The sequence below is a fragment of the Niastella populi genome, assembly GCF_002078015.1.
GTDB classification, from domain to species: domain Bacteria; phylum Bacteroidota; class Bacteroidia; order Chitinophagales; family Chitinophagaceae; genus Niastella; species Niastella populi.
The window spans coordinates 1-19,816 of sequence record NZ_LWBP01000078.1 but is presented as its reverse complement, the minus strand read 5'-3'; the positions used below and the strand labels follow the sequence as shown (position 1 = coordinate 19,816).

At 42.7% G+C, this 19,816-nt stretch carries 18 protein-coding genes and 3 tRNA genes; 14 read left to right on the top strand and 7 right to left on the bottom strand.

Annotated features, from left to right (window positions below):
- Positions 1-4: 4 nt before the first annotated feature.
- A complete protein-coding gene (locus A4R26_RS08375; protein ID WP_081163335.1) occupies positions 5-2,326 on the bottom strand; it encodes a YCF48-related protein in 2,322 nt (773 codons plus the stop codon).
- Positions 2,327-3,803: 1,477 nt separating this feature from the next.
- Between A4R26_RS08375 and A4R26_RS08370 the strand changes: the two genes are divergently transcribed.
- The 3 genes from A4R26_RS08370 to A4R26_RS34820 all read left to right on the top strand — a co-directional run bounded on the left by A4R26_RS08370 (position 3,804) and on the right by A4R26_RS34820 (position 5,771).
- Positions 3,804-4,106 carry a hypothetical protein gene (locus A4R26_RS08370; RefSeq protein ID WP_081163334.1) on the top strand — a complete coding sequence of 101 codons (303 nt, stop codon included), beginning with the start codon at positions 3,804-3,806 and terminating at the stop codon, positions 4,104-4,106.
- A 577-nt stretch (positions 4,107-4,683) separates the two neighbouring features.
- Positions 4,684-5,397, top strand: a complete 714-nt coding sequence (locus A4R26_RS08365) for a Crp/Fnr family transcriptional regulator (RefSeq protein WP_242674863.1) — start codon at positions 4,684-4,686, stop codon at positions 5,395-5,397.
- A 233-nt stretch (positions 5,398-5,630) separates the two neighbouring features.
- Positions 5,631-5,771: a hypothetical protein gene (locus A4R26_RS34820; protein WP_165760193.1), complete on the top strand. Its 141-nt coding sequence runs from the start codon at positions 5,631-5,633 to the stop codon at positions 5,769-5,771.
- Positions 5,772-5,983: 212 nt separating this feature from the next.
- Here A4R26_RS34820 and A4R26_RS08355 read toward each other — a convergent pair whose 3' ends face one another.
- The 3 genes from A4R26_RS08355 to A4R26_RS08345 all read right to left on the bottom strand — a co-directional run bounded on the left by A4R26_RS08355 (position 5,984) and on the right by A4R26_RS08345 (position 8,694).
- Positions 5,984-6,517 (bottom strand): hypothetical protein, encoded by a 534-nt coding sequence (locus tag A4R26_RS08355; RefSeq protein ID WP_081163331.1) that lies wholly within the window; start codon positions 6,515-6,517, stop codon positions 5,984-5,986.
- Between the two features lie 158 nt (positions 6,518-6,675).
- Positions 6,676-7,686, bottom strand: coding sequence for a type I glyceraldehyde-3-phosphate dehydrogenase (gene gap / locus A4R26_RS08350; RefSeq protein WP_081163330.1), 1,011 nt, complete (start codon positions 7,684-7,686; stop codon positions 6,676-6,678).
- Between the two features lie 15 nt (positions 7,687-7,701).
- Positions 7,702-8,694 (bottom strand): GlxA family transcriptional regulator, encoded by a 993-nt coding sequence (locus A4R26_RS08345; protein ID WP_242674862.1) that lies wholly within the window; start codon positions 8,692-8,694, stop codon positions 7,702-7,704.
- Positions 8,695-8,833: 139 nt separating this feature from the next.
- Here A4R26_RS08345 and A4R26_RS08340 point away from each other — a divergent pair, with 139 nt between their 5' ends.
- The 3 genes from A4R26_RS08340 to A4R26_RS08330 all read left to right on the top strand — a co-directional run bounded on the left by A4R26_RS08340 (position 8,834) and on the right by A4R26_RS08330 (position 11,182).
- Positions 8,834-9,160: a DMT family transporter gene (locus A4R26_RS08340; protein WP_081163328.1), complete on the top strand. Its 327-nt coding sequence runs from the start codon at positions 8,834-8,836 to the stop codon at positions 9,158-9,160.
- A gap of 119 nt (positions 9,161-9,279) precedes the next feature.
- Positions 9,280-10,857: an Eco57I restriction-modification methylase domain-containing protein gene (locus A4R26_RS08335; protein WP_081163327.1), complete on the top strand. Its 1,578-nt coding sequence runs from the start codon at positions 9,280-9,282 to the stop codon at positions 10,855-10,857.
- Entirely contained in the window at positions 10,847-11,182 is a 336-nt protein-coding gene (locus tag A4R26_RS08330; protein ID WP_081163326.1) for a GIY-YIG nuclease family protein, read from the top strand. The genes A4R26_RS08335 and A4R26_RS08330 overlap by 11 nt, the downstream gene beginning before the upstream one ends.
- A 180-nt stretch (positions 11,183-11,362) precedes the next feature.
- Here the strand turns inward: A4R26_RS08330 and A4R26_RS08325 are convergent, their stop codons facing one another.
- Positions 11,363-11,980, bottom strand: coding sequence for a hypothetical protein (locus A4R26_RS08325; protein WP_081163325.1), 618 nt, complete (start codon positions 11,978-11,980; stop codon positions 11,363-11,365).
- A 156-nt stretch (positions 11,981-12,136) separates the two neighbouring features.
- Here A4R26_RS08325 and A4R26_RS35415 point away from each other — a divergent pair, with 156 nt between their 5' ends.
- The 3 genes from A4R26_RS35415 (at position 12,137) to A4R26_RS08310 (ending at position 15,231) form a co-directional block, all read left to right on the top strand.
- Positions 12,137-12,343 (top strand): hypothetical protein, encoded by a 207-nt coding sequence (locus A4R26_RS35415; protein ID WP_207625712.1) that lies wholly within the window; start codon positions 12,137-12,139, stop codon positions 12,341-12,343.
- A gap of 61 nt (positions 12,344-12,404) precedes the next feature.
- Positions 12,405-12,596 (top strand): hypothetical protein, encoded by a 192-nt coding sequence (locus A4R26_RS35410; RefSeq protein ID WP_207625711.1) that lies wholly within the window; start codon positions 12,405-12,407, stop codon positions 12,594-12,596.
- Between the two features lie 241 nt (positions 12,597-12,837).
- Positions 12,838-15,231, top strand: a complete 2,394-nt coding sequence (locus tag A4R26_RS08310; protein ID WP_081163323.1) for an ABC transporter permease — start codon at positions 12,838-12,840, stop codon at positions 15,229-15,231.
- A gap of 168 nt (positions 15,232-15,399) precedes the next feature.
- Here A4R26_RS08310 and A4R26_RS08305 read toward each other — a convergent pair.
- A tRNA-Leu gene (locus tag A4R26_RS08305) sits at positions 15,400-15,486 on the bottom strand.
- A gap of 72 nt (positions 15,487-15,558) precedes the next feature.
- Complete coding sequence (locus tag A4R26_RS08300) at positions 15,559-16,737, bottom strand: sensor histidine kinase (RefSeq protein WP_081163322.1); 1,179 nt, start codon at positions 16,735-16,737, stop codon at positions 15,559-15,561.
- Positions 16,738-16,801: 64 nt separating this feature from the next.
- Between A4R26_RS08300 and A4R26_RS08295 the strand changes: the two genes are divergently transcribed.
- The 5 genes from A4R26_RS08295 to A4R26_RS08275 all read left to right on the top strand — a co-directional run bounded on the left by A4R26_RS08295 (position 16,802) and on the right by A4R26_RS08275 (position 19,751).
- The gene (locus A4R26_RS08295; protein WP_081163476.1) at positions 16,802-17,830 is read left to right on the top strand and encodes a glycosyltransferase family 2 protein; all 1,029 of its coding nucleotides are present in this window, start codon (positions 16,802-16,804) and stop codon (positions 17,828-17,830) included.
- 45 nt (positions 17,831-17,875) lie between these two features.
- Positions 17,876-18,079, top strand: coding sequence for a hypothetical protein (locus A4R26_RS08290; RefSeq protein WP_081163321.1), 204 nt, complete (start codon positions 17,876-17,878; stop codon positions 18,077-18,079).
- Positions 18,080-18,350: 271 nt separating this feature from the next.
- Positions 18,351-18,423: transfer RNA gene (locus A4R26_RS08285), tRNA-Gly, on the top strand.
- Positions 18,424-18,556: 133 nt separating this feature from the next.
- A tRNA-Leu gene (locus tag A4R26_RS08280) sits at positions 18,557-18,642 on the top strand.
- Between the two features lie 497 nt (positions 18,643-19,139).
- A complete protein-coding gene (locus A4R26_RS08275; protein ID WP_081163320.1) occupies positions 19,140-19,751 on the top strand; it encodes a hypothetical protein in 612 nt (203 codons plus the stop codon).
- The last annotated feature ends 65 nt before the right edge of the window (positions 19,752-19,816 follow it).

Here is a 19,816-nt window from a genome sequence, read left to right as displayed (position 1 = left end):
AACCTTATTGTTTTATGATCCTGAACGACTGTTTGCCGGCGGTAATAATAAAATACGTACCTGCAGGCATACCGGTCATATTGATAGTTTCTTTTACATTGTTGATGGTGAACTGGCGCAGCACATGACCCTGCAAATTAACGAGGCGGGCCTGTGTTCCCAGCAATGTTGTATTGAACAACTGAACCGTTACGGTTGAGCGGGTAGGGTTGGGATATAAGGAGATCGCTTTGGTTACCCCGCACGTGTTTGAAATGGAAACAAGTTTTGAATAAGCGGCCTGACCATCCGGCGCCACTTCTTTCAGCCTGAAATAATTGGCGCCTTTCACTAAACCATTATATGTATACGAATAAGCAGCAGCAGCTGTTGCGTTCACCGTGCCAACTGTTTTCCAGTGGCTGCCATCGGTTGACCACAGGATTTCGAATCTGTGGTGGCTGGCATCACCGGCGGTTTGCCATTGCAAACGGGCAATGCTGCAATCGGTGCTGTTTGCATCAAAGGAAGCAAAACTGGCCGGAAGCGTAACCGAAATATATGTTTGTAACGTACCGTCATTTCCAATAGACCAGCCATACATGTTATTCACGAAGTATACGCTGTTGATATCGTCGTTGTTGTTGCTGGTTTGGTCTGTCCAGTTGGCGCCGCCATCTTCGGTATATAAGATGGTGCCATTATCGCCTACGGCCCAGCCGTTGATGGCCGTGGTGAATACCACTTCGTTCAGGCGCTGGCCGGTACCGCTTGTTTGTGCCGTCCAGGTAGCGCCGCCGTTGGTGGTTTTGCGAATAACGCCATTATTACCAACTGCCCAACCGGTATTGGCGTCTAAGAAATAAACCCCATACAGGTCCTGGGTGGTGCCGCTGGTTTGGGCGGTCCAGGTTATACCGCCATCAGTACTTTTTCGAATGGCGCCGTTCTCACCAACTACCCAGCCGGTGGTTGCGTTGATAAACTGAACATCTTCGAGGTCATTTCCTGTGCCGCTTGTTTGTTCGGTCCAGTTACTGCCGCCATTGGTGGTGCTTACGATATTCCCATTTGATCCTACTGCCCAGCCGGTATTAACGTCATTGAAATGTATGCTGCGCAGCGTTTGCGTAACGCCGCTGGTTTGGGCCGTCCAGGTGGCGCCGCCATCGGTTGATTTTCGAATTACGCCATTGTCGCCAGCCACCCAGCCGGTATTGGCATCGGCAAAGTGAATACTGCGCAGGTCCTGGGTGGTGCCGCTGGTTAAGCCGGTCCAGCTATTGCCGCCATTGGTGGTTTTTCGAATGATACCATTATCACCTGCGATCCAGCCAATAGTGTTACTGGTAAAGAAGATATCATTCATGTCCTGGGCAGTGCCGCTGTTCTGTTCAGACCAGAGGTAGCTGCCGGAATTGGAAGTTTTTATCAATGTACCATTGTTACCTACCGCATAACCGGTATTGAAGTTTGCGAAGAAGATGCCATATAGGATTTGGTTGGTGGGGGATGTTTGTAAACCCCAGGTAGCGCCGCCATTGATGGTGGTATATATTTCACCGCCCTGGCCGGCTGCGTAACCGGTATTGGGGTTGGTGAAAAAAACGCAGTTGAAGTCGGTAGCGGTGTTGGTGGTTTGGGCCGTCCAGTTGCTGCCGCCATTGGTAGTTTTCAGAACAACGCCATTGTCGCCCACGGCCCAGCCGGTACTGGCGTTCAGGAAAAAACAACCATTGAGGTCCTGACCGGTGCCGCTGGTTTGACCGTTCCAGTTGCTGCCGCCATCGGTGGTTTTTCGAATAACGCCATTGGCGCCTACTGCCCAGCCGGTAAGGTTGGAAACAAATTTCACATCGTACAGGCGTTCAGTGGTGCCACTGGTTTGAGCGTTCCAGGTAGTGCCATTGGTGGTTTTGCGAATGGTACCGTTCTGGCCAACGGCCCAGCCGGTAGTGGCATCAACAAAGAAGCAACTCTGGTAGTCGTTGCCGCCAACGGTTTGAACGCTCCAGTTGGTCCCATTGGTGGTTCTGAGAATAACACCATTGTCGCCAACTATGTAGCCGTCATTTGTATTTACAAAGAATACGCTGTTTAATTGCTGGTTGGTTAAGCCGGCACCCTGGGTGGTCCAGTTGGCGCCGCCATTGGTAGTTTTTCTAATTCTGCCATCGCCGCCTGCGATCCAGCCGGTATTGGCGTCTTCAAAGTGAACGCCGCCAAGGTTTTCGCCTGTGCCGCTGTTAAGGTTCGACCATTGGGCCGATGCGGCCTGGGTAAGTAATAATGTTGCAAACAGGGCATACAATGCCCTGCGGGGTTTTGTGCAAAGAGCTGTTTTCATAACGGGTTAGGTACTGGGATTACGGTTTTCATAATAGGATACAGTCGGGAAATAAGGGTTTTTTGCGGGTTTCCTAAGGCAATACCCTTGCCAGTTTTTTAACTGGTTGATGTACAAGTAAATAGATGTTGTTTCTACATAGTGTTTATTCCCTTTTTGAGAAAATATTCCCTTTTTAGTTCACAGTTCATAGTTCATAGTTCACAGTTCACAGTTCACAGTTCACAGTTCATAGTTCATAGTTCACAGTTCATAGTTCATTGTTCTCAGTTCTCAGTTCATGGTTTTCGGCTACCGGAGAATAGGGGGCAGTTTGGGGAAATACAGTTATTCAGTTGTTCAGTTGTTCAGTTGTTCAGTTCGCGGTTCATCATTGTTTGAGAGTGTTTCTTTTGGCAGGGTTTTCTGTTGACGCGGTATAATATCTATTTGCACCGATACATTTTCTGTTTGCAGCGGTGCGTTAGCTGTTTGCGCAGCTGCCGCGCTGACAGATTTCAACCTTTAGTTGTCAGCGCGAACATCGCGCTGACAGATTTCGACCTTTAGTTGTCAGCGCGAACACCGCGCTGACAGATTTTGGCATCGCGCTAACAGATTTCGACCTTTAGTTGTCAGCGCGAACATTGCGCTGACAGATTTCGACCTTTAGTTGTCAGCGCGAACATTGCGCTGACAGATTTTGGTATCGCGCTAACAGATTTCGACCTTTAGTTGTCAGCGCGAACACCGCGCTGACAGATTTCTACCATTATTCCTCTGTGCAGCTGCTGCGCTGATGATTTCAGGGCCGTTCAAACAAATACCAGATCGTTATAATTTACAGGCAGGTGATGCAGACAGATATTGATAGCCTGACATCGATGTGCAGGTGAATAAAACAGTGGCGGACAACTGAAGTAGTTTTTTTATAAAAAAATAGATCCGGACAGAAACTGCCGGATCTATCGCCGCACAAAAAACTACAGAGGATAAGAATGTTCTTTGTGCCTTTGATGCCAAAATAAATTTCCGGCTATACTTAAACCGGAAGCCAAACATATACTTGAAATACCAATTTACATCGGGTGAAACATATAACTCATCACCCGACCGAACTGATACTAATATACGAACTACAAATAAATATGTACCAGCAGTGTGACAGTTTGTGAAATTATTTTGATCAATGTCAATTGCTGAAACCGTTTGGTGGCGCACATTGCAGGGGATTTTTGCCGGTGATTGAAGCTAAACCGTGTTTTCCTGCTGAGCGAAAATGCAGCATTTATTTATGCATCGGATCAGCTGTTGATTTCATGTTCCCGATAAACCATGTATATAAAACTAAACCCAGATCAACTAATTGGTGATAAGTAAAAACTATGACCATCGTCATGGTTTGTGATGTGGAATTAACATATCTTAATGCAACGTTCATCCTTCCACTCAGATATCCTGCGAAATTCACCCTTCAGTAGCTGTTAAAAATTTCTTTATGATATTACAAACCAAAAATGGATATCCAGAGGTTGTATTGGCTCCGCAATGCGAGTCATCTACTTTCTATAGCACGGCAGACTGGCTTAGGCATGAGATAGGCATTTCGTTTTGTAATAAGGAACAGCAGGACAATACGATCTGCTGGCAATTTTATTTCGGCGCCGGTATCGCCGTGTTGAGGTATGACCCATCGACAGGTATTTCCGTTTGTCCGGCAATGTTGGGAAATGCAACCATAGAAGAAAAGGCGGCGTTCAAGATGCTGGCGGATACGATGGCTAATTTGCCAATTAGCTAATTTGATAATGTGATAATTCGATAATGCAATACAAATACAAGAGAGTCGATGTGATAGTGTGGAATACGAATAAAGTAGGAACGAATAGTTAGTGTGATATTTCGACGATTGGGCGGCAACGCATAGTTAGTATAACTATTTACATACCTGAGGTATTTAATAAAGTAACGCGTATGCGAATGCATTCTAAAAAGCTGTATTCAATTAGCACATCTGCACATTAGCTAATTGGCACATTTACTAATTGCTTCCCTTTACGGAAAAAGCAATAATTCTCTCAACTGCACTATTTAAAAATTCCCATCCTTATGAATATTTAAAATAATTGTTATATTTGTTTGGCAGTGGATAGAATGTGGCCTGACTAACACTAACGGATGGGTTTTAATCTTCTTTGGTTGCGCCGCCTAAACCCTGATTTTCCTGAAAACAATCATTAATCAATGTGTCTTGAGAACATGCAGAACATGCTGCAGTCCTGAAATTCTCTGAAAACAGCCTGGCTCACGTAATAATATTATCATCATAAATTCCGTCGCCGGTATTTATGATCATGACCATTTTAAAACTTACCAAAATGAAAAGACTGCTTGCTGTAGAAAATAATAACAAGGAAAACCATAATATAATGGAAAGCATACACCTGTACGATAATGGCGCCAATACGTATATGCGCAAACAACCCGACAGGCTGATGGCTTCGTTCAACCAAAACACCAGCCTGCAAAAGTTTAAGAAGAAACAGATCATATATACAGAAGGCAATCACCCTTCGCAGTTATTCTACATAAAGAAAGGAATTGTAAAAACATTCAAATGTAATTCGGAAGGCAAGGAGCTGATAACCGGCATTTATGGCGAAGGTGAATTCCTCGGTTATGTGGCACTGCTTGAAGAAACCGTTTATAGAGATATTGCTGTGGCCGTTGAATATGCCGAGTTGGCGGTTATTCCCAAAGATGAGTTTGAGTTATTGATGGAAACCGACTGGCAGATAGCCCGCCAGTTCATCAATATGCTGGCCAGGGATATATCAGAAAAAGAGAAACTGCTGCTGGGCCTGGCCTATAACTCCCTACGCAAAAAAGTAGCCGAAGCATTGATCCTGTTAAGCAAAAAGTATAAAGACGCTATCAAGATCAGCCGCGATAACCTGGCAGCCATTGCCGGTACGGCTACCGAGTCGTTGATCAGAACGCTGGGCGAGTTCAGGCAGGAAAAACTGATAGATATAAGCGAAGGCTATATAACGATAGTGAATGAAGCAAAACTTAAGACCATGTTGAACTAAGGTTCAGTAAGGTTTTGTTAGAACGGGACAATAGGACCGAAGCGGGTGCAGCCGCTTCGTGTAACAGGGGTGTACCGCCAATGCGGGACACCCTTTTTTTCTGACAGCATTGTTATGGCACCGGCATAGTAATCACGATCTACATCTTTTATACTGATGTTCGCAGATGAAGGCTGGCCAGCGCCCGGGTTTGCCCCACACTGTTGTTTCTTTTGCCAAAAGATTGTGCAGGTTTGAATCTGGTCTGCGTTTCCCATCCACGTCGTTTCTCTCTTTCCGGATCATTCAGCATGGGCAATACCATTCCTGATGGCGAAGACCACCAGTACAACCCTGCTTTTTACCCCAGTTCTGCAAACATCGATCATACTTAAGGCCATAACATTGATCAACGGGTGATTTTTATTAATCCATAAAGTCGTTTCGAACCCATTCATTTAACGATATTATTTCACACAACAACAAATAACACGGGTGAAAACACGGTATTTTCAGGGATAAAAAAAGCAACCGTGCCACTGCTTTCCGGTAAAAACCGGGAGCCGCCGTGGCACGGTCAATATGGTGTGTGATCAATTGGTATTTATCAAAGACCCAGCGCCTTTGATCTTATGGAGGCTATTTCATATTTAATGCTGGTACCCCGTTTAGAATCGGGTATTCTGTGTGTGGCTTTCGAATTGGGACGGATGTAAAAGAAGTCTTCATATTTTGTTTCGTACACCTCACCGTTGGCTTTTATGTACGTGATCTTAACACGCACTTTGTCCATGGTATAATCGGAATTATTGTTTACGCTGATCGTCAGATTAGCAATACCGCCGAGGCTTTTGGTGTCGTAGTCATTGCTTTCGGCCTGTACGTATAGTTTGATATTTTTCCTGATCGTTTTTTTAACGTTTGCATCGCTGCCGGTAACAGCCGACTTTTTACCTTTTCCGTTCTCTGTTTTTTCAACAGTGGAAGATTCGCCGCCGCGCACAATGGCAGCCATAACCCCTAATACAATTATAAAAGGAATGAGAATGATCCAGCGAAGGGATGGTTTGTTTGACTCCGGCTCAGCGGTGTCGTCGATGCTTTGCACAATTGTTTTGCCGCGGATTGCAGGTTTTTTCATAATGTCGGATTGTGGTAGTTACCAGCTGCTAAAATATATTTTTTTTCTGGTACCGGGAAATGAAGCGTACATGAAAAAGGTTGGGCCGCCCTGGTAAGGCAACCCAACCTGACAAGTTCTGGGTGAGCCGGGTTGAAAGGGAAACATCCCCGCATATCTTATACTTCAGCCGGCATTTTCACTTTTCCGGCAAGTTCAACCGTGAGTTCGGCCAGCCTGTTGGAAATACCCACCTCGTTATCGTACCACGAAACGATCTTGGTCAGTTTGTCAATTGAACGGGTCAATGTGCCATCTACGATGGAAGAATGGGAATTTCCGAGGATATCTGCCGATACGAACGGTTCTTCGGTATATTCCAGCACGCCGTTGAGAGAAGTGGCTGCATGGTGTTTGAGCATTTCATTGATGTCCCTGGCGGAAGCTTTTTTTACCAGGTTCAACGACATATCGGCAATACTACCATCGATCACCGGTACGCGATAAGAAAAGCCGTCCATTTTTCCTTTCAGGTTGGGCAACACATCACCAATGGCTTTGGCTGCGCCGGTAGTGGTTGGAATAATGGATTGCGTGGCCGCTCTTGCCCTTCTGAGATCTTTATGCGGCCCGTCCTGCAGCATCTGGTCCATCGTGAATGCATGAACGGTGCTCATGAAACCCGATTCAATACCATATTCTTCATCGATAAGGTAAAGTACCGGGGCAATACAGTTGGTGGTACAGGAAGCAACGGACAGTATTTCATCGGCATCCGTTATTTGATCATTGTTTACGCCCACCACAATGGTTTTTACATAGCCGGTGGCCGGTGCGGTGATCAATACTCTTTTTGCGCCGGCGGTTACATGCTGTTGCGCCTGTTCTTTTTGGGTAAAGCGGCCGGTTGATTCAATTACCACGTCGATCTGTAATTTGGCCCAGGGAAGATTTTCCGGTGCACGTTCGTTGAGCAGCAATATTTTTTGATCGTTTATGATCATGTATTGATCCTGGTGTTCAACGGCGCCGGGAAATTTACCGTGCGAGGTATCGTATTTGAAAAGATGGGTGAGCAGTTTGATATCTGTAAGATCATTGATGGCCACTACTTCAACTTCTTTTTTATTCAGCAGGGCGCGTAAGGTCATTCGGCCGATGCGGCCGAAACCATTGATAGCTACTTTCATATAGTATATTTTAAGTTATTCTTCCATTGCCTGCAGCGATGTTCTGAACGTGCGGCGGTAATCGCTGGGTGAAATATTCATATGGCGGATAAAGGTGCGGCGCATGGAGATCATACCGCCTAAACCGCATTTTACGCCGATCTGGTCAATGCTCAGGTCGCTGTCTTCCAGATAACGGCGGGCCACTTCAACCCGAACCTTTTCAACGAATTTAGCCGGCGTAATGCCTGTTTCTTTCTGAAAAACCCGGGCAAAATTGCGAACACTCATATGGCTGTGTTCGGCCAGTTGTTCAATGCTGAGGTCATCAGCGAGGTGCCTGATCATCCAGGCGTATAGTTTGCCGCCGAGGGAATTTTCAAGCCGGTGGATCTCCAGCACTTTGCTGAACTGCGATTGATAGCCGGGGCGTTTAAGATGTAAGATCAGTTTGCGGGCAACCTGCAGGGCCACATCGCGGCCATGATCTTCTTCTACCAGGGCCAGCGCCAGATCGATGCCCGATGATACGCCGCCGGATGTATATACATTGGTATCGCGGGTATAGAACGGATCGGTATCAACCTGAACATGCGGGTAGCGCTGCTGGAATCGCTGGCTGTATTCCCAGTGGGTAGTGGCTTTTTTGCCATTCAGGATGCCGGCCTCAGCCAACGCAAAAGCACCCACGCAAATAGAACCGATGCGGTTGACGGTGGGGTATACGTCTTTCAGCCAGTGAAAAAAGCGGTCGCCGTTTTCAAGCAGCGGCATAGAGAAACCGCCAATGAGGAGGGTATCGATATGTTGTGTTATGGTGCCAATGGTAGCCTGGCAAATGACTTCGATGCCTGCTTTGGTGGGTATCTTTTTCGAGTTCAGGGGCGAAGCGAGCAGGATATCGTAGCCGCCATTGCCATTGAGGAGTTTGTCGGCTGCGGCAAATACATCGCAGGGGCCGGCAATATCGAGCAGAAAGATGCCTGGCATTGGGACTACCACTATTAATTTCTTTTTTGCCTTTGCCATGATGTAAAAATAGCAATAATGAGCCATGGCGTAAATGACATATTTTATACAATTCCGGCCATGGAGCAAACCTGTGTTTACAACATTTTAATGAGAAAATAAGCGAAGTATATCGACCTTTGCCCGCAAAACGAATGTTATGGATTGGTTCATATTGATAGTAGCGGGATTGTTTGAAGTAGCATTTGCTTCATGTTTGGGAAAGGCGCAGGCATCGAGCGGAAATACGGCCATAGGCTGGTACGCGGGGTTTGTGGTGGCGTTAACGGTAAGCATGCTGCTATTGATGAAAGCCAGTAAAACGCTTCCGATAGGAACGGCCTATGCCGTGTGGACGGGAATAGGAGCGGTAGGAACTGCGTTGGTAGGGATCCTGGTATTTAAAGAGCCGGCCAATTTTCTGCGCATATTCTTTATAATTACGTTAATTGGGTCAATTGTGGGGTTAAAGGCGGTTTCGCATTAGGGGTAGGGAAAGTGTAAAATAATTGCCATCTTTATACAAAGGCAATGCAATGGCCCTGCTTTTTTGCCAACACATGTCTTAAAAATGTACATTAGCGTACCAGGTGTATCAATAAAAGTATGAACGAATTTACAGGAGAAATGCCAGCGGAAGACCAGGTAAGATCCAGAAAACGGGTTACAGACCATGGTGAAGTATTTACAGCTCAACGTGAGGTAAATGCGATGCTGGACCTTGTACAACAGGAGACAGAAAGAATTGATTCCCGTTTTTTAGAGCCTGCATGCGGTACCGGAAATTTTCTGGTTGAAATTTTAAAAAGAAAATTGACTGTTATAGAACAACGGTACGCTAAAAGCCAGTTAGAATATGAACGATACGCTATTCTTGCCATAACAAGTATTTATGGTATCGATATCCTGGAAGACAATGTTCAAACCTGCCAGGGCAGGCTATTAGGCGTATTTACCCGCTATTATCAAAAGAATTACAAAGAAATAAAGGCTGATCTTTTAAGGTCGGCAGCATGTATCCTGGGTATGAATATTATTTGGGGTGATGCGTTGAATTTAAGAACACCCGGCGAAAACCCGGTTCCTATTGTGTTTTCAGAATGGACCTCTGTAAACGGGATGATCAAACGAAGCGATGTATTGGAATCTTCTGCATATCCATTTCATACGAGCATGACAAAAAAAGTAATCAGGAGTATGAAATTCGATGTAATTGTGGGAAATCCGCCTTACCAGATGAGTGATGGTGGATATGATAAGAGTGCCAGTCCGATCTATCATAAATTTGTTCAACAAGCCAAAAAGCTCAACCCACGCTATCTTACGATGATCATTCCGGCCCGGTGGTATTCAGGCGGTAAAGGCCTGGATGAGTTCAGAAGTGAAATGCTGGCGGATAACCGGCTTGCCGTCATTCATGATTTTCCTGAAACCTCCGACTGTTTCCCCGGGTTGAATATACGCGGCGGGGTGTGTTATTTCCTTTGGGACAAAGAGCATAAAGGAAATTGTGCAGTTACAACGCATAAGGCCGGAATTGCAAATAGTACTGTGGTAAGACCTTTACTTGAAGAGGGAAGTGAAATATTTATCAGGTATAATGAAGCCATTGGTATTTTAAGAAAAGTTCAAAAGTTTAAAGAGGCGTCATTTCAACAGATCGTTAGCTCAAGAAAACCATTTGGCCTCGCAACGAATTTCAGCGCCTTTGAAAAATCAGAAACCGCTCAAAAAAATATTTTTCTCTACCGTTTTGGCGATAACGGGTATGTTGGTTTGAACCAGGTTGAGAAAAATAGAAGTTGGGTGAAGGAGTATAAAGTGCTTGTTCCAAAGGCCAGTCCGGGCAGCGATGTATACCCACATCAGGTTTTAGGTACTCCATTATTATCAGAACCGGATTCCTGTTGTACGGAAACCTACATTGTAATTGGACCGTTTGAAAAAAAGGAAACCGCACAAAATGTAATGACGTATTTATGTACGCGTTTTTTAAGATTTTTAGTGATCTTGATTAAAAATACACAGGACGTGCCCAAAGGGGTGTATGCTTTTGTTCCCATGCAGGACTTCAATGAACCGTGGACCGATGAAAAGCTCTATAAAAAATATGGTATCACAAAAAGTGAGCAGGAGTTTATAAATACATTAGTTCGTCGAATGAAATTAGACAATGAGCAATAAATTCTTCCCCAAACGGCCAGTTGCCAGCCCTATACTTTATGTATATGAATTGATTGATGTGCCATCACATACAGGATTGTTGAAGGTAGGCTATACATTTCGTTCATCCGAAATACGGATCGATGAGCAAACTAAAACAGCAGCTGTTAAATACAGGATCCTTCACGAGGAATCTGCTATGAAGAATGATGGCACTGCATTTATAGACAGGGAAGTGCACAGGTTGTTAAGAAAGAAAAAAATAAAGAATCCCTGTTCCGGGCGCATGGTAAAATCAAGCGTACGGTTATCCTCGTTCTTTATTCCGCTTTTTGATCTCTATTAATGCAAAAAACACCAAGGCTAACAAGCAGCTAAAAGTCTTTTACGTTCAGGCCTGTCACTTTCTGGCATCCTCATATCTTTTGAACTTGTACACCGCATCATGTTTTGTGAATGAGGATATGCCGGGGCGGTTTGCAAAGACTATCGGTAGAGGGTCTTAGTGAAATAATACGATATCTTATCATATTTTTTTAAGTATATCCCCATTGCCCAGTATTGACAAATACTCAACGGTAACGATGTCATTTTCCTTACCTGTGTCGTAATCTTTCATTTTATGCTGCAGTAACTTTATTTTTCTATCATCGATCAGTTGATATTCCGTATAATAGTAATCTGGATTTTCTTGGCTTACATCACTGTCGTACTGGTTACTGATATGAGCCTTCGCAACAAAATGCTTTTTGTTTTTTACGGTTAATAAAAATTCATCGCTACCTACATTAGTGGAATATTGCAGAATAATAACCGAAACAGAATCGTTGATTGGCCAGGTACGGGTTATTGATAAACGGGTTGTGGAGTCGAATGGAATTTCAAATGCATCGAGCTTATTTAATTGCTGTGTCCAATAGCTCGTTACAGGCATTTCATTTTTTAATAAATAAATTAAATAATCTGATGAGGTGGTATCAGCGGGGATAGCCATTGTCTGGTTTGCCGCCTCTTTTGAAATTTCAATTGCTTTCTTCAGGTTTGTATCGATTTGAACGGCGCCGGCATGCTGCTTTTTTACCTGCCCATAATTGCAGGAAAGAATTAATAAGGAGAGAGTGACCAGCAGTTTAGAAGGAGGCATATATATGGAAGGTTTTGGCAGCCTAAAATAGAATAGAATTTTGAAGAATACAAGGCGAGTGGTAAAAACCGCCGTTGTGCTATGATTATAAATACCTGTTTTTGGGTTAAGACTAACTAACGGCATATATTTAAGCGAAAGGCAATAAATTCGAAAATGGATAGGGGAAAATCTAAACTATATAGAAAAGTGAACACTAAGACAAGGGGTGTTCACCATGATTTTGGTGGAGAATATAAATATACAAGAAATAAGAAGAAAGAAACATTGCAACAAATAAGAGGGACAATGTTAGGCAAAAAAGAAAGAGGTTTAGATTATACTCCACTTCTTTCCATTTTTATTATCAAAAGTTGGTTCTGATTGGGATGAAGTTTTTGGTGAGGCAGAATCAAGGTTAGATAAATCTGAACCAATATTTTGGATGGTTGCTTTAAATGAAGAAAAAAAGAAAGATTATATTAGAGTTGGTGAATCGACCTATTTTTCTGGTTTATTCGTTGACGAAAATCGCATTTTGCAAAAAAATAATCCAAATTTAAGAGCGATTGATATGAAACCATTTTGCAGTTGTTGCACACATACATTTAATGGAAAAATATTTGGAACTGAGTAAAATAACAGCGCCCATGGGCGAAAGCCGGTTAACGGCATATATTAAAGTGTTGGTGGCAATTTTATTTGGACACAACCTGACAACTTCAAATTTATTTCAATCTAGTTGTATTAAAATCAGGAAGTTCCATATCAAAAGCATACACCAACTGTAAATCACTTACTTGATAATTTAGTTAGGTTGCCAAGATTATGAATCAATTGCATTAGATTAGTGTCCGGTAATTATAAAATCGTTTTAAATGTTGAAAAATTATTTCAAAACGTCATGGCGCAATTTGAAAGCCAACAAATTTTACAGTATCCTGAACATAGGCGGCTTGGCTGTAGGATTGGCTACAGGATTTATGTTGCTGCTTTGGGTGCAGAATGAACTCAGCTACGATAAATATAACCATCTGTATAAAAATATTTACCAGGTAAATTCGCACATTACTTTAGAAGAAAAATCACTTGTCTGGCAAGGGTCACCCGCACCATTATCTATAATGGCAAAACAAATTCCGGGTGTAATTTCTGTTTTAAGATTAGTAAGTGATGATGAAAATCCAACACTGTCTGATAAAGTATTGTCCAATATCGATCTTACAAAAGTATTCGACAATAACAATATTCTTTATGCCGACAGTAATTTTATAAGCTTCTTCAACTACAAATTGTTGCATGGCAACCTTAATGCCTTTTTGCCGAATGCGCATTCTGTTGCACTTACACAATCAACAGCAAAAAAATTATTTGGTACGGATGACGCCGTTGGCAAAATTGTGCGGTTTGATAAAAACAGTTTCACGGTATCAGCCGTTTTGCAAGACTTTCCTCATAATTCTTCTCTGCAATACGACGCTATTTTTCCAGTAGATTATTATGCTCAGCAATTCACAGCTCATGGCGGCAATCATGGTTGGAAAACAATTGATGAAGATGTAAACGATTATAGTTTCAGAACATTTCTTCTGATAAATCCAAATGCTAGTATTCCGGGTATTGAAACAAAACTTACACATTTATTTAATGCAACAGACAATGGTCAGGCTGCGACAACTTTTCAATTGCAGAACTTAGGAGACCTTCATCTTACAGGAATTGATGGCGACAATTCTGCATTAAAAATGGTAAGAATAATGTTGCTTGTTGCAATATTAATATTGATCATAGCAAGTATTAACTATGTAAACCTTTCTACGGCTCGTGCACTTGTAAGAAGTAAAGAAGTAAGTATAAAAAAAATCATTGGAGCAAAAAGAAGGCAATTGTTTTTGCAATTCATTACTGAGACAGTATTGACATTCGGGTTTGCTGTTTTTATTGCAATTGTTTTAATCACTTTATTGAAGCCGCTGTATGATAGAATTACAGGCGAACAATTAGTTCTTTCCCTCTCCAATTTTTCTATGTTAAAAGTATTGTTTTTCGCTTTTTTAGGAACAATACTAATTTCGGGCATTTATCCCGCACTGTTATTATCATCTTTCAATCCTTTAGGCGCCATACGCGATAAAAGTATTTTGGGTATTAAAGCGTCTTCATTTAGAAAATCATTAGTCGTTCTTCAATTTGTAATCTCGTTCATATTGTTAGTTAGCACAATTGTAATGGGAAAACAAATGGCATATATAATAAATAAAGATTTGGGTTACGATAAGAACTATGTTTTTATGGTTTCATTTCCCAAAGAAGCGGCGAAAAGTGCTGACGCTATAGAAAATGAATTGCAATTGCAAAAGAGCATATTAAATGTTTCGTTTAGCAGCGCGGCAGACATTACAAATGTAACAGAGATTTCAGGAGATATTATTTGGGATGGAAAAACAGATGATGTTCCATTTATAGTTTGGCGTGTACAGGCTGATAAAAATTTTATACCTACGATGAAGTACCAGCTTATTGCAGGAACAAATTTTACGGGAACGTCTTCTGATGATAATAAATATATTTTGAATGAAACGGCAGTAAAAGCTATGGGTTTAAAACCTCCCTATGTCGGCACAAAAATTGGCTACGGGAAAGCCGATGGAGAAATAGTAGGTGTAATAAAAGATTTTAATTTTAAATCGTTGAAAGATCCTATTGCACCTTTATTAATAAGAACGTCTGGATTAAAGAACACTTTATATGTGCGAACAACCGGAGCAGGTGCTCAGGCATCCATCAAAGCCGTAGAACAGCAGTATAAAAAATATGCAAACAACGCACCTTTCTTTTATAATTTTCTTGATAAGACATTTGAATCGCATTACCAATCCCAACAGCGTGCAGGCACTTTGTTTACAACTTTTGCAGCCATCGCCATTTTTATTTCCTGCCTGGGTTTATTTGGATTAGCCACTTATACAGCACAGGTAAAGACCAAGGAAATCGGCATCAGAAAAGTGCTGGGTGCAAGTGTCGGCAGCGTTGTTCAATTGATCAGTAAAGATTTTTTGAAATTGGTAATTGTGGCAACTGTAATCGCAACGCCGCTGGCTTACTGGGCAATGAATAAATGGCTGCAGGATTTTGCCTATCGAACCAGCATTAGCTGGTGGATTTTTGCTGCATGTGGATTTGCCATGTTGTTGATTGCAATTGTTACATTAAGTACTCAAACAGTAAAAGCAGCACTTGCAAATCCTGTAAAGAGTTTGAGAACGGAATAATTAGGAGAGAAACTACCACCAACATTTGGTTTTCTGCTATGCCCGGCGTCAGGAATCGAACCACCCAAACTACTCTTTTACCATCACTTAATATTTCTAGTCGATAAAAGAGAAATTACTCTAAACTAAAAAGGCTTCAAGTCCAACGACTTAAAGCCTTTTTAGTTTTGGTGCCCAGGACAAGATTCGAACTTGCACGCCGTTTCCAGCACCACCACCTCAAAGTGGCTTGTCTACCAGTTTCAACACCTGGGCACTTCAAATTGGGCTGCAAATTTAATTGATTTACTGATATGTAGAAATGTTTTTTTCTAAAAATACAGAACCTTATTTTTTTGCCTTTTGAGGCTGGGCAATCTCCTTCAGCACGATCCTGAACGTAGTACCCTTTCCCGGTTCAGAAGCCTTTACGAACAGCTGTCCTTTATGATATTGCTCAATAATACGTTTTGACAGGCTCAAACCCAGGCCCCAGCCGCGTTTTTTAGTGGTAAACCCCGGTTTGAAAACCTTGCTGATATTCTGTTTGGCTATTCCCTTGCCCGTATCGGTGACATCGATAAATGTTTGTCCTTCCTGCTGCCAGATATTGAGGGTGATCGATCCCTTGCCTTCCATAGCGTCGAGGGCGTTTTTCAACAGGTTTTCAATTACCCAGTCGAACAGGGGCGGTGAGATCATGGCATAGATCTCATTGATATTTCTGGTGTTCAGCACAAACTGCACTTTGCCTGTGGCCCGTTTGCGAATGTATTCTACCATGCTCGATACCTGGGCTACTATATTATGCTTTTCGAGGTGCGGCGTGCTGCCTATCTTACCGAACCGGTCGCTCACAAGCTTTAAACGGTCTACGTCCTTTTCCATTTCGTGCACGATCTTCTCGCCGGCGTAGGTATCTTTCAAAATTTCTACCCAACCCTGCAGTGATGTTAATGGTGTTCCCAACTGGTGGGCAGTTTCTTTGGCCATTCCTGCCCAAACCTGGTTTTGCGAAGAGCGGAAACTGGTAGTAAGCGCCAGAATGGTAATAATAATGAACATGCTTACGATAAACAACTGCACAAGCGGGTAATAGCGCACCTGGTTTAATAATGAGGTATGTCCGTAATAATAGAGGTTTTTCTCCACCGGTTTCAGGGGATCTATCCATTCAATGGCCGGGTTCTGCGCCCGGAATTCATTCAGTTTCCTGCGAACATAACCGCTATCACTGGCAACACTGGCCGAATCGAGGTTCACATGATCGAGAATGTGCCCCTGCTCGTCAGTAACTATGATGGGTACGGTATTATTCTCCGTTATTATAATAGTAACCAGTTTATCGCTTAAACCGGTAGTATCATTTAATAACAATTTCGTGGCTTCTACCCATTCTATTACCTTTTGCCGTTCTTCACGGGCAATTTTGCGGGCGAGATACTGCGAATAGAAAATACTTCCGCTTACAATAGCTATGGCAATGAGTGCTAATCCGGTTCTCCAGTTAAAAAGCGGTTGAATCATTCAACTAATTTATAAAAACCGTTCCTTTGCATCCTTTATTTCGTTGATTTATTTTTACACCAGCATGGCGGCACCACGTGTTTCGATAGTGATCCTGAACTGGAACGGGCAAAATTTCCTTCAACAGTTTCTGCCTTCGGTTTTGGCTACTACTTATAATAATAAGGAAGTGGTGGTGATCGATAATGCCTCAACCGATGATTCGGTGAGTTACCTGCAACGGCACTGGCCAACAGTACGTATTGTGCAGAATAAAGACAATTATGGTTTTGCGCAGGGGTATAATGAGGGCCTGAAACATATTCAGGCGGATTATTACGTGCTGCTGAATTCCGATGTGGAAGTAACGCCCAACTGGATCGATGGCATGGTAGCGCTGCTGGAGAAAGACAGAACCATAGCGGCTTGTCAGCCCAAGATCCTGCAGTATGCGCAAAAAGACCTGTTTGAATATGCAGGGGCGGCAGGCGGCTGGCTCGATCACCTCGGGTATCCGTTTGCCCGGGGGCGCATTTTTGATGTTTGCGAGAAGGACGAGGGGCAATATGATACGGCGGAGCCCATCTTTTGGGCCAGTGGCGCCGCCATGTTCGTAAGGGCCAATCTGTATCATGCGCTGGGGGGGCTGGACGAATATTTTTTTGCCCACCAGGAGGAGATCGATTTCTGCTGGCGAGTGCAACTGGCCGGGTACAGGGTATTTGCCTGTCCGCAATCAGTTGTATATCATGTAGGTGGAGGAACCCTGCCGAAGGGCAATGCGCGGAAGGTTTTTCTGAATTTCAGGAACAACCTGGTGATGATGGCAAAGAATCTACCGCGGTGGGAGGCAATATGGAAGATAAGTTATCGTTTTTGGCTGGATTATATTTCTGCCTTTAAATCATTGCTTTCGGGGCAGAAAACCTATTACAGGTCGGTTATGAAGGCGCATGGCGCCTTTTTGAAGTGGTTATTCGTGACGAGAAAGAAGGGTTCGTTCCTGCCAAAAAAGAAAGGGGAGCTGGGCGGATATCTGCACAAAAGCGTGGTGTGGAGTTATTTTGTAAAAGGCAAAAAGACTTTTACAGAAATTGTTGATAATAAAAGGTGAATTTTTAGATTGAACTATTATTTTTGCACTGCAATTAAATGAGTTATGGCACAACTGGAAAAAGATCCCCGCGATAAAGACTTTAAACGTAGCTGGGTAAATTCGTCGGTATTTTTGTTTTACCTGCAAGTATTTTGTGTTCTGGCGTTCGTACTGGGCGGTTGCTACAGTTTGTATACGCATCGTTATAAAGGAAAGCCGAAGGTGGAAGTTCCTGCGAATACGCAGTACACGCCACAGTATAAATAGTGGCAAATTTTTCGAAAAAAAATTTTGCCGATATCAAACAAATCCTATCTTTGCAATCCCAATAACGAAATAGCTAATCACAAGAAGATCAGCTGGTTAAAGTAGGAAAAAAGTTCTTTTCAAAATAATTTGATCGCCTTGAAAAAGGCGGTTATATGCGGAAGTAGCTCAGTTGGTAGAGCGCAATCCGCCAGTTGGCGGATTGAGGTCGCGGCTGAAAAAAATAGTATAAGTTCTTTAAAAATAGACCGAATTTTATTCGGTCACATATGCGGAAGTAGCTCAGTTGGTAGAGCGCAACCTTGCCAAGGTTGAGGTCGCGGGTTCGAGCCTCGTCTTCCGCTCAAAGATTCCATCCACAAGGTGGAATTTTTTGTTTCGAACAGGTCCTAAGGTTATGTACCGGGATCAGGTATTTGGTGTAGATTTAAGATACGGTTTACCTGGTTGAAAAACCAGTAAACGCGAAGAAGGTACACCCGGGTGGTGGAACTGGTAGACACGCAGGACTTAAAATCCTGTTGGCAGCAATGCTAGTGTGGGTTCAACTCCCATCCCGGGTACTCTTACAAAAGCCCTCCGATACATCGGAGGGCTTTTGCCGTTGTAGGAAACTCCATATTCCTTCAATACTTACGTTTTTTAGCAGGCACGCGAATTGGGATAAAATCTTTAAGCTCTACTACTCTTTTTCACTTAGTTTGTCCTTCGCGGTTACAACAGCGGAGACGCCATTGATATAAGCGGCGCAAGGCACGCTTACGGGCGGACTTAAAGAATTATATTTACCTTCTGTCAACAACCTCTAAATTCTTGAATACATCTCTTTTTGATAGACTTCACCAGGAAGGCATAATATCCGGTCTGTCTTTGGGAAAAATAAAGCATTTGGAAAGCAACCAAAACCTTATTTATTTGCTCAGAGGCAATGAAGATCGAAAAGGGACGAACACTTATATCGGGTACGAATAAGGAGGTAATCCTGATCTCTGGTCAATCGCCTCAAATTACTTAAGTTGTGGTGGATATGTTTAATTTTATTTAATCGGGTGAAGACAAAATGCCTAACCAAATAAGCAAAGCCAGAGATATTTTAATTGCCACGTCTACACTAGTTGACAAAAAGTTTCTTGCACAAAGGCAACTTATAAATTTTCATGAGTTCATGGAGCGCCATGAATATGAACTGGCATTAGATAGTTTAATCGAATTATCGGATGAAGTGGAAGACAGGTTTACTTATGAATTCTGGCTTAATCTCGATAAGGCTGCCGGATTAATGGAATTGACGCATATACAGGAAATAATCAAAAATAAAATTTCAGATTTCTGGTTTAACCAAGCAAAGAATTTTTCTCTCAAGGAGAAGGAAATTGAAGCTGAAATTCAGTTCTTAACAACTGAAGAAGGCGGAAGATCTTCATTTATTTACAGTGGCTATCGGGGTACATTTCATTACGATGGCCAATATAATTCGGCTGCACAAGAATTTATTGGCCAGGTTAAATGTTATCCAGGTAATATAGTAAACGCATACATGGCCTTTGCTGCACCAGAAGCACAAATTGGTAGATTATATGAAGGGCTTATATTTGATATAACAGAAGGGGCAAGGATTGTAGCACACGGAACAATTCTAAAAATATTCAGAAAGGATTTGGTTAAAACATAACGTATTGAATTATTTCTATCTCTACTAAGGTCGACATGCGCTATTATGAAAATAGCGAACGAACT

Excerpts from the sequence above, each read along its gene's own strand:
- A4R26_RS08330 (WP_081163326.1), top strand. The coding sequence starts at position 10,847 with ATGAGCAATAAATTCTTCCCCAAACGGCCAGTTGCCAGCCCTATACTT.
- A4R26_RS08325 (WP_081163325.1), bottom strand. The coding sequence starts at position 11,980 with ATGCCTCCTTCTAAACTGCTGGTCACTCTCTCCTTATTAATTCTTTCC.
- A4R26_RS08345 (WP_242674862.1), bottom strand. The coding sequence starts at position 8,694 with ATGGCAAAGGCAAAAAAGAAATTAATAGTGGTAGTCCCAATGCCAGGC.
- A4R26_RS08310 (WP_081163323.1), top strand. The coding sequence starts at position 12,838 with ATGTTGAAAAATTATTTCAAAACGTCATGGCGCAATTTGAAAGCCAAC.
- A4R26_RS35410 (WP_207625711.1), top strand. The coding sequence starts at position 12,405 with ATGGTTGCTTTAAATGAAGAAAAAAAGAAAGATTATATTAGAGTTGGT.
- A4R26_RS08375 (WP_081163335.1), bottom strand. The coding sequence starts at position 2,326 with ATGAAAACAGCTCTTTGCACAAAACCCCGCAGGGCATTGTATGCCCTG.
- A4R26_RS08300 (WP_081163322.1), bottom strand. The coding sequence starts at position 16,737 with ATGATTCAACCGCTTTTTAACTGGAGAACCGGATTAGCACTCATTGCC.
- A4R26_RS08340 (WP_081163328.1), top strand. The coding sequence starts at position 8,834 with ATGGATTGGTTCATATTGATAGTAGCGGGATTGTTTGAAGTAGCATTT.
- A4R26_RS08295 (WP_081163476.1), top strand. The coding sequence starts at position 16,802 with ATGGCGGCACCACGTGTTTCGATAGTGATCCTGAACTGGAACGGGCAA.
- A4R26_RS08370 (WP_081163334.1), top strand. The coding sequence starts at position 3,804 with ATGATATTACAAACCAAAAATGGATATCCAGAGGTTGTATTGGCTCCG.
- A4R26_RS08290 (WP_081163321.1), top strand. The coding sequence starts at position 17,876 with ATGGCACAACTGGAAAAAGATCCCCGCGATAAAGACTTTAAACGTAGC.
- A4R26_RS35415 (WP_207625712.1), top strand. The coding sequence starts at position 12,137 with ATGGATAGGGGAAAATCTAAACTATATAGAAAAGTGAACACTAAGACA.
- A4R26_RS08365 (WP_242674863.1), top strand. The coding sequence starts at position 4,684 with ATGAAAAGACTGCTTGCTGTAGAAAATAATAACAAGGAAAACCATAAT.
- A4R26_RS08335 (WP_081163327.1), top strand. The coding sequence starts at position 9,280 with ATGAACGAATTTACAGGAGAAATGCCAGCGGAAGACCAGGTAAGATCC.
- gap (WP_081163330.1), bottom strand. The coding sequence starts at position 7,686 with ATGAAAGTAGCTATCAATGGTTTCGGCCGCATCGGCCGAATGACCTTA.
- A4R26_RS08275 (WP_081163320.1), top strand. The coding sequence starts at position 19,140 with ATGCCTAACCAAATAAGCAAAGCCAGAGATATTTTAATTGCCACGTCT.
- A4R26_RS08355 (WP_081163331.1), bottom strand. The coding sequence starts at position 6,517 with ATGAAAAAACCTGCAATCCGCGGCAAAACAATTGTGCAAAGCATCGAC.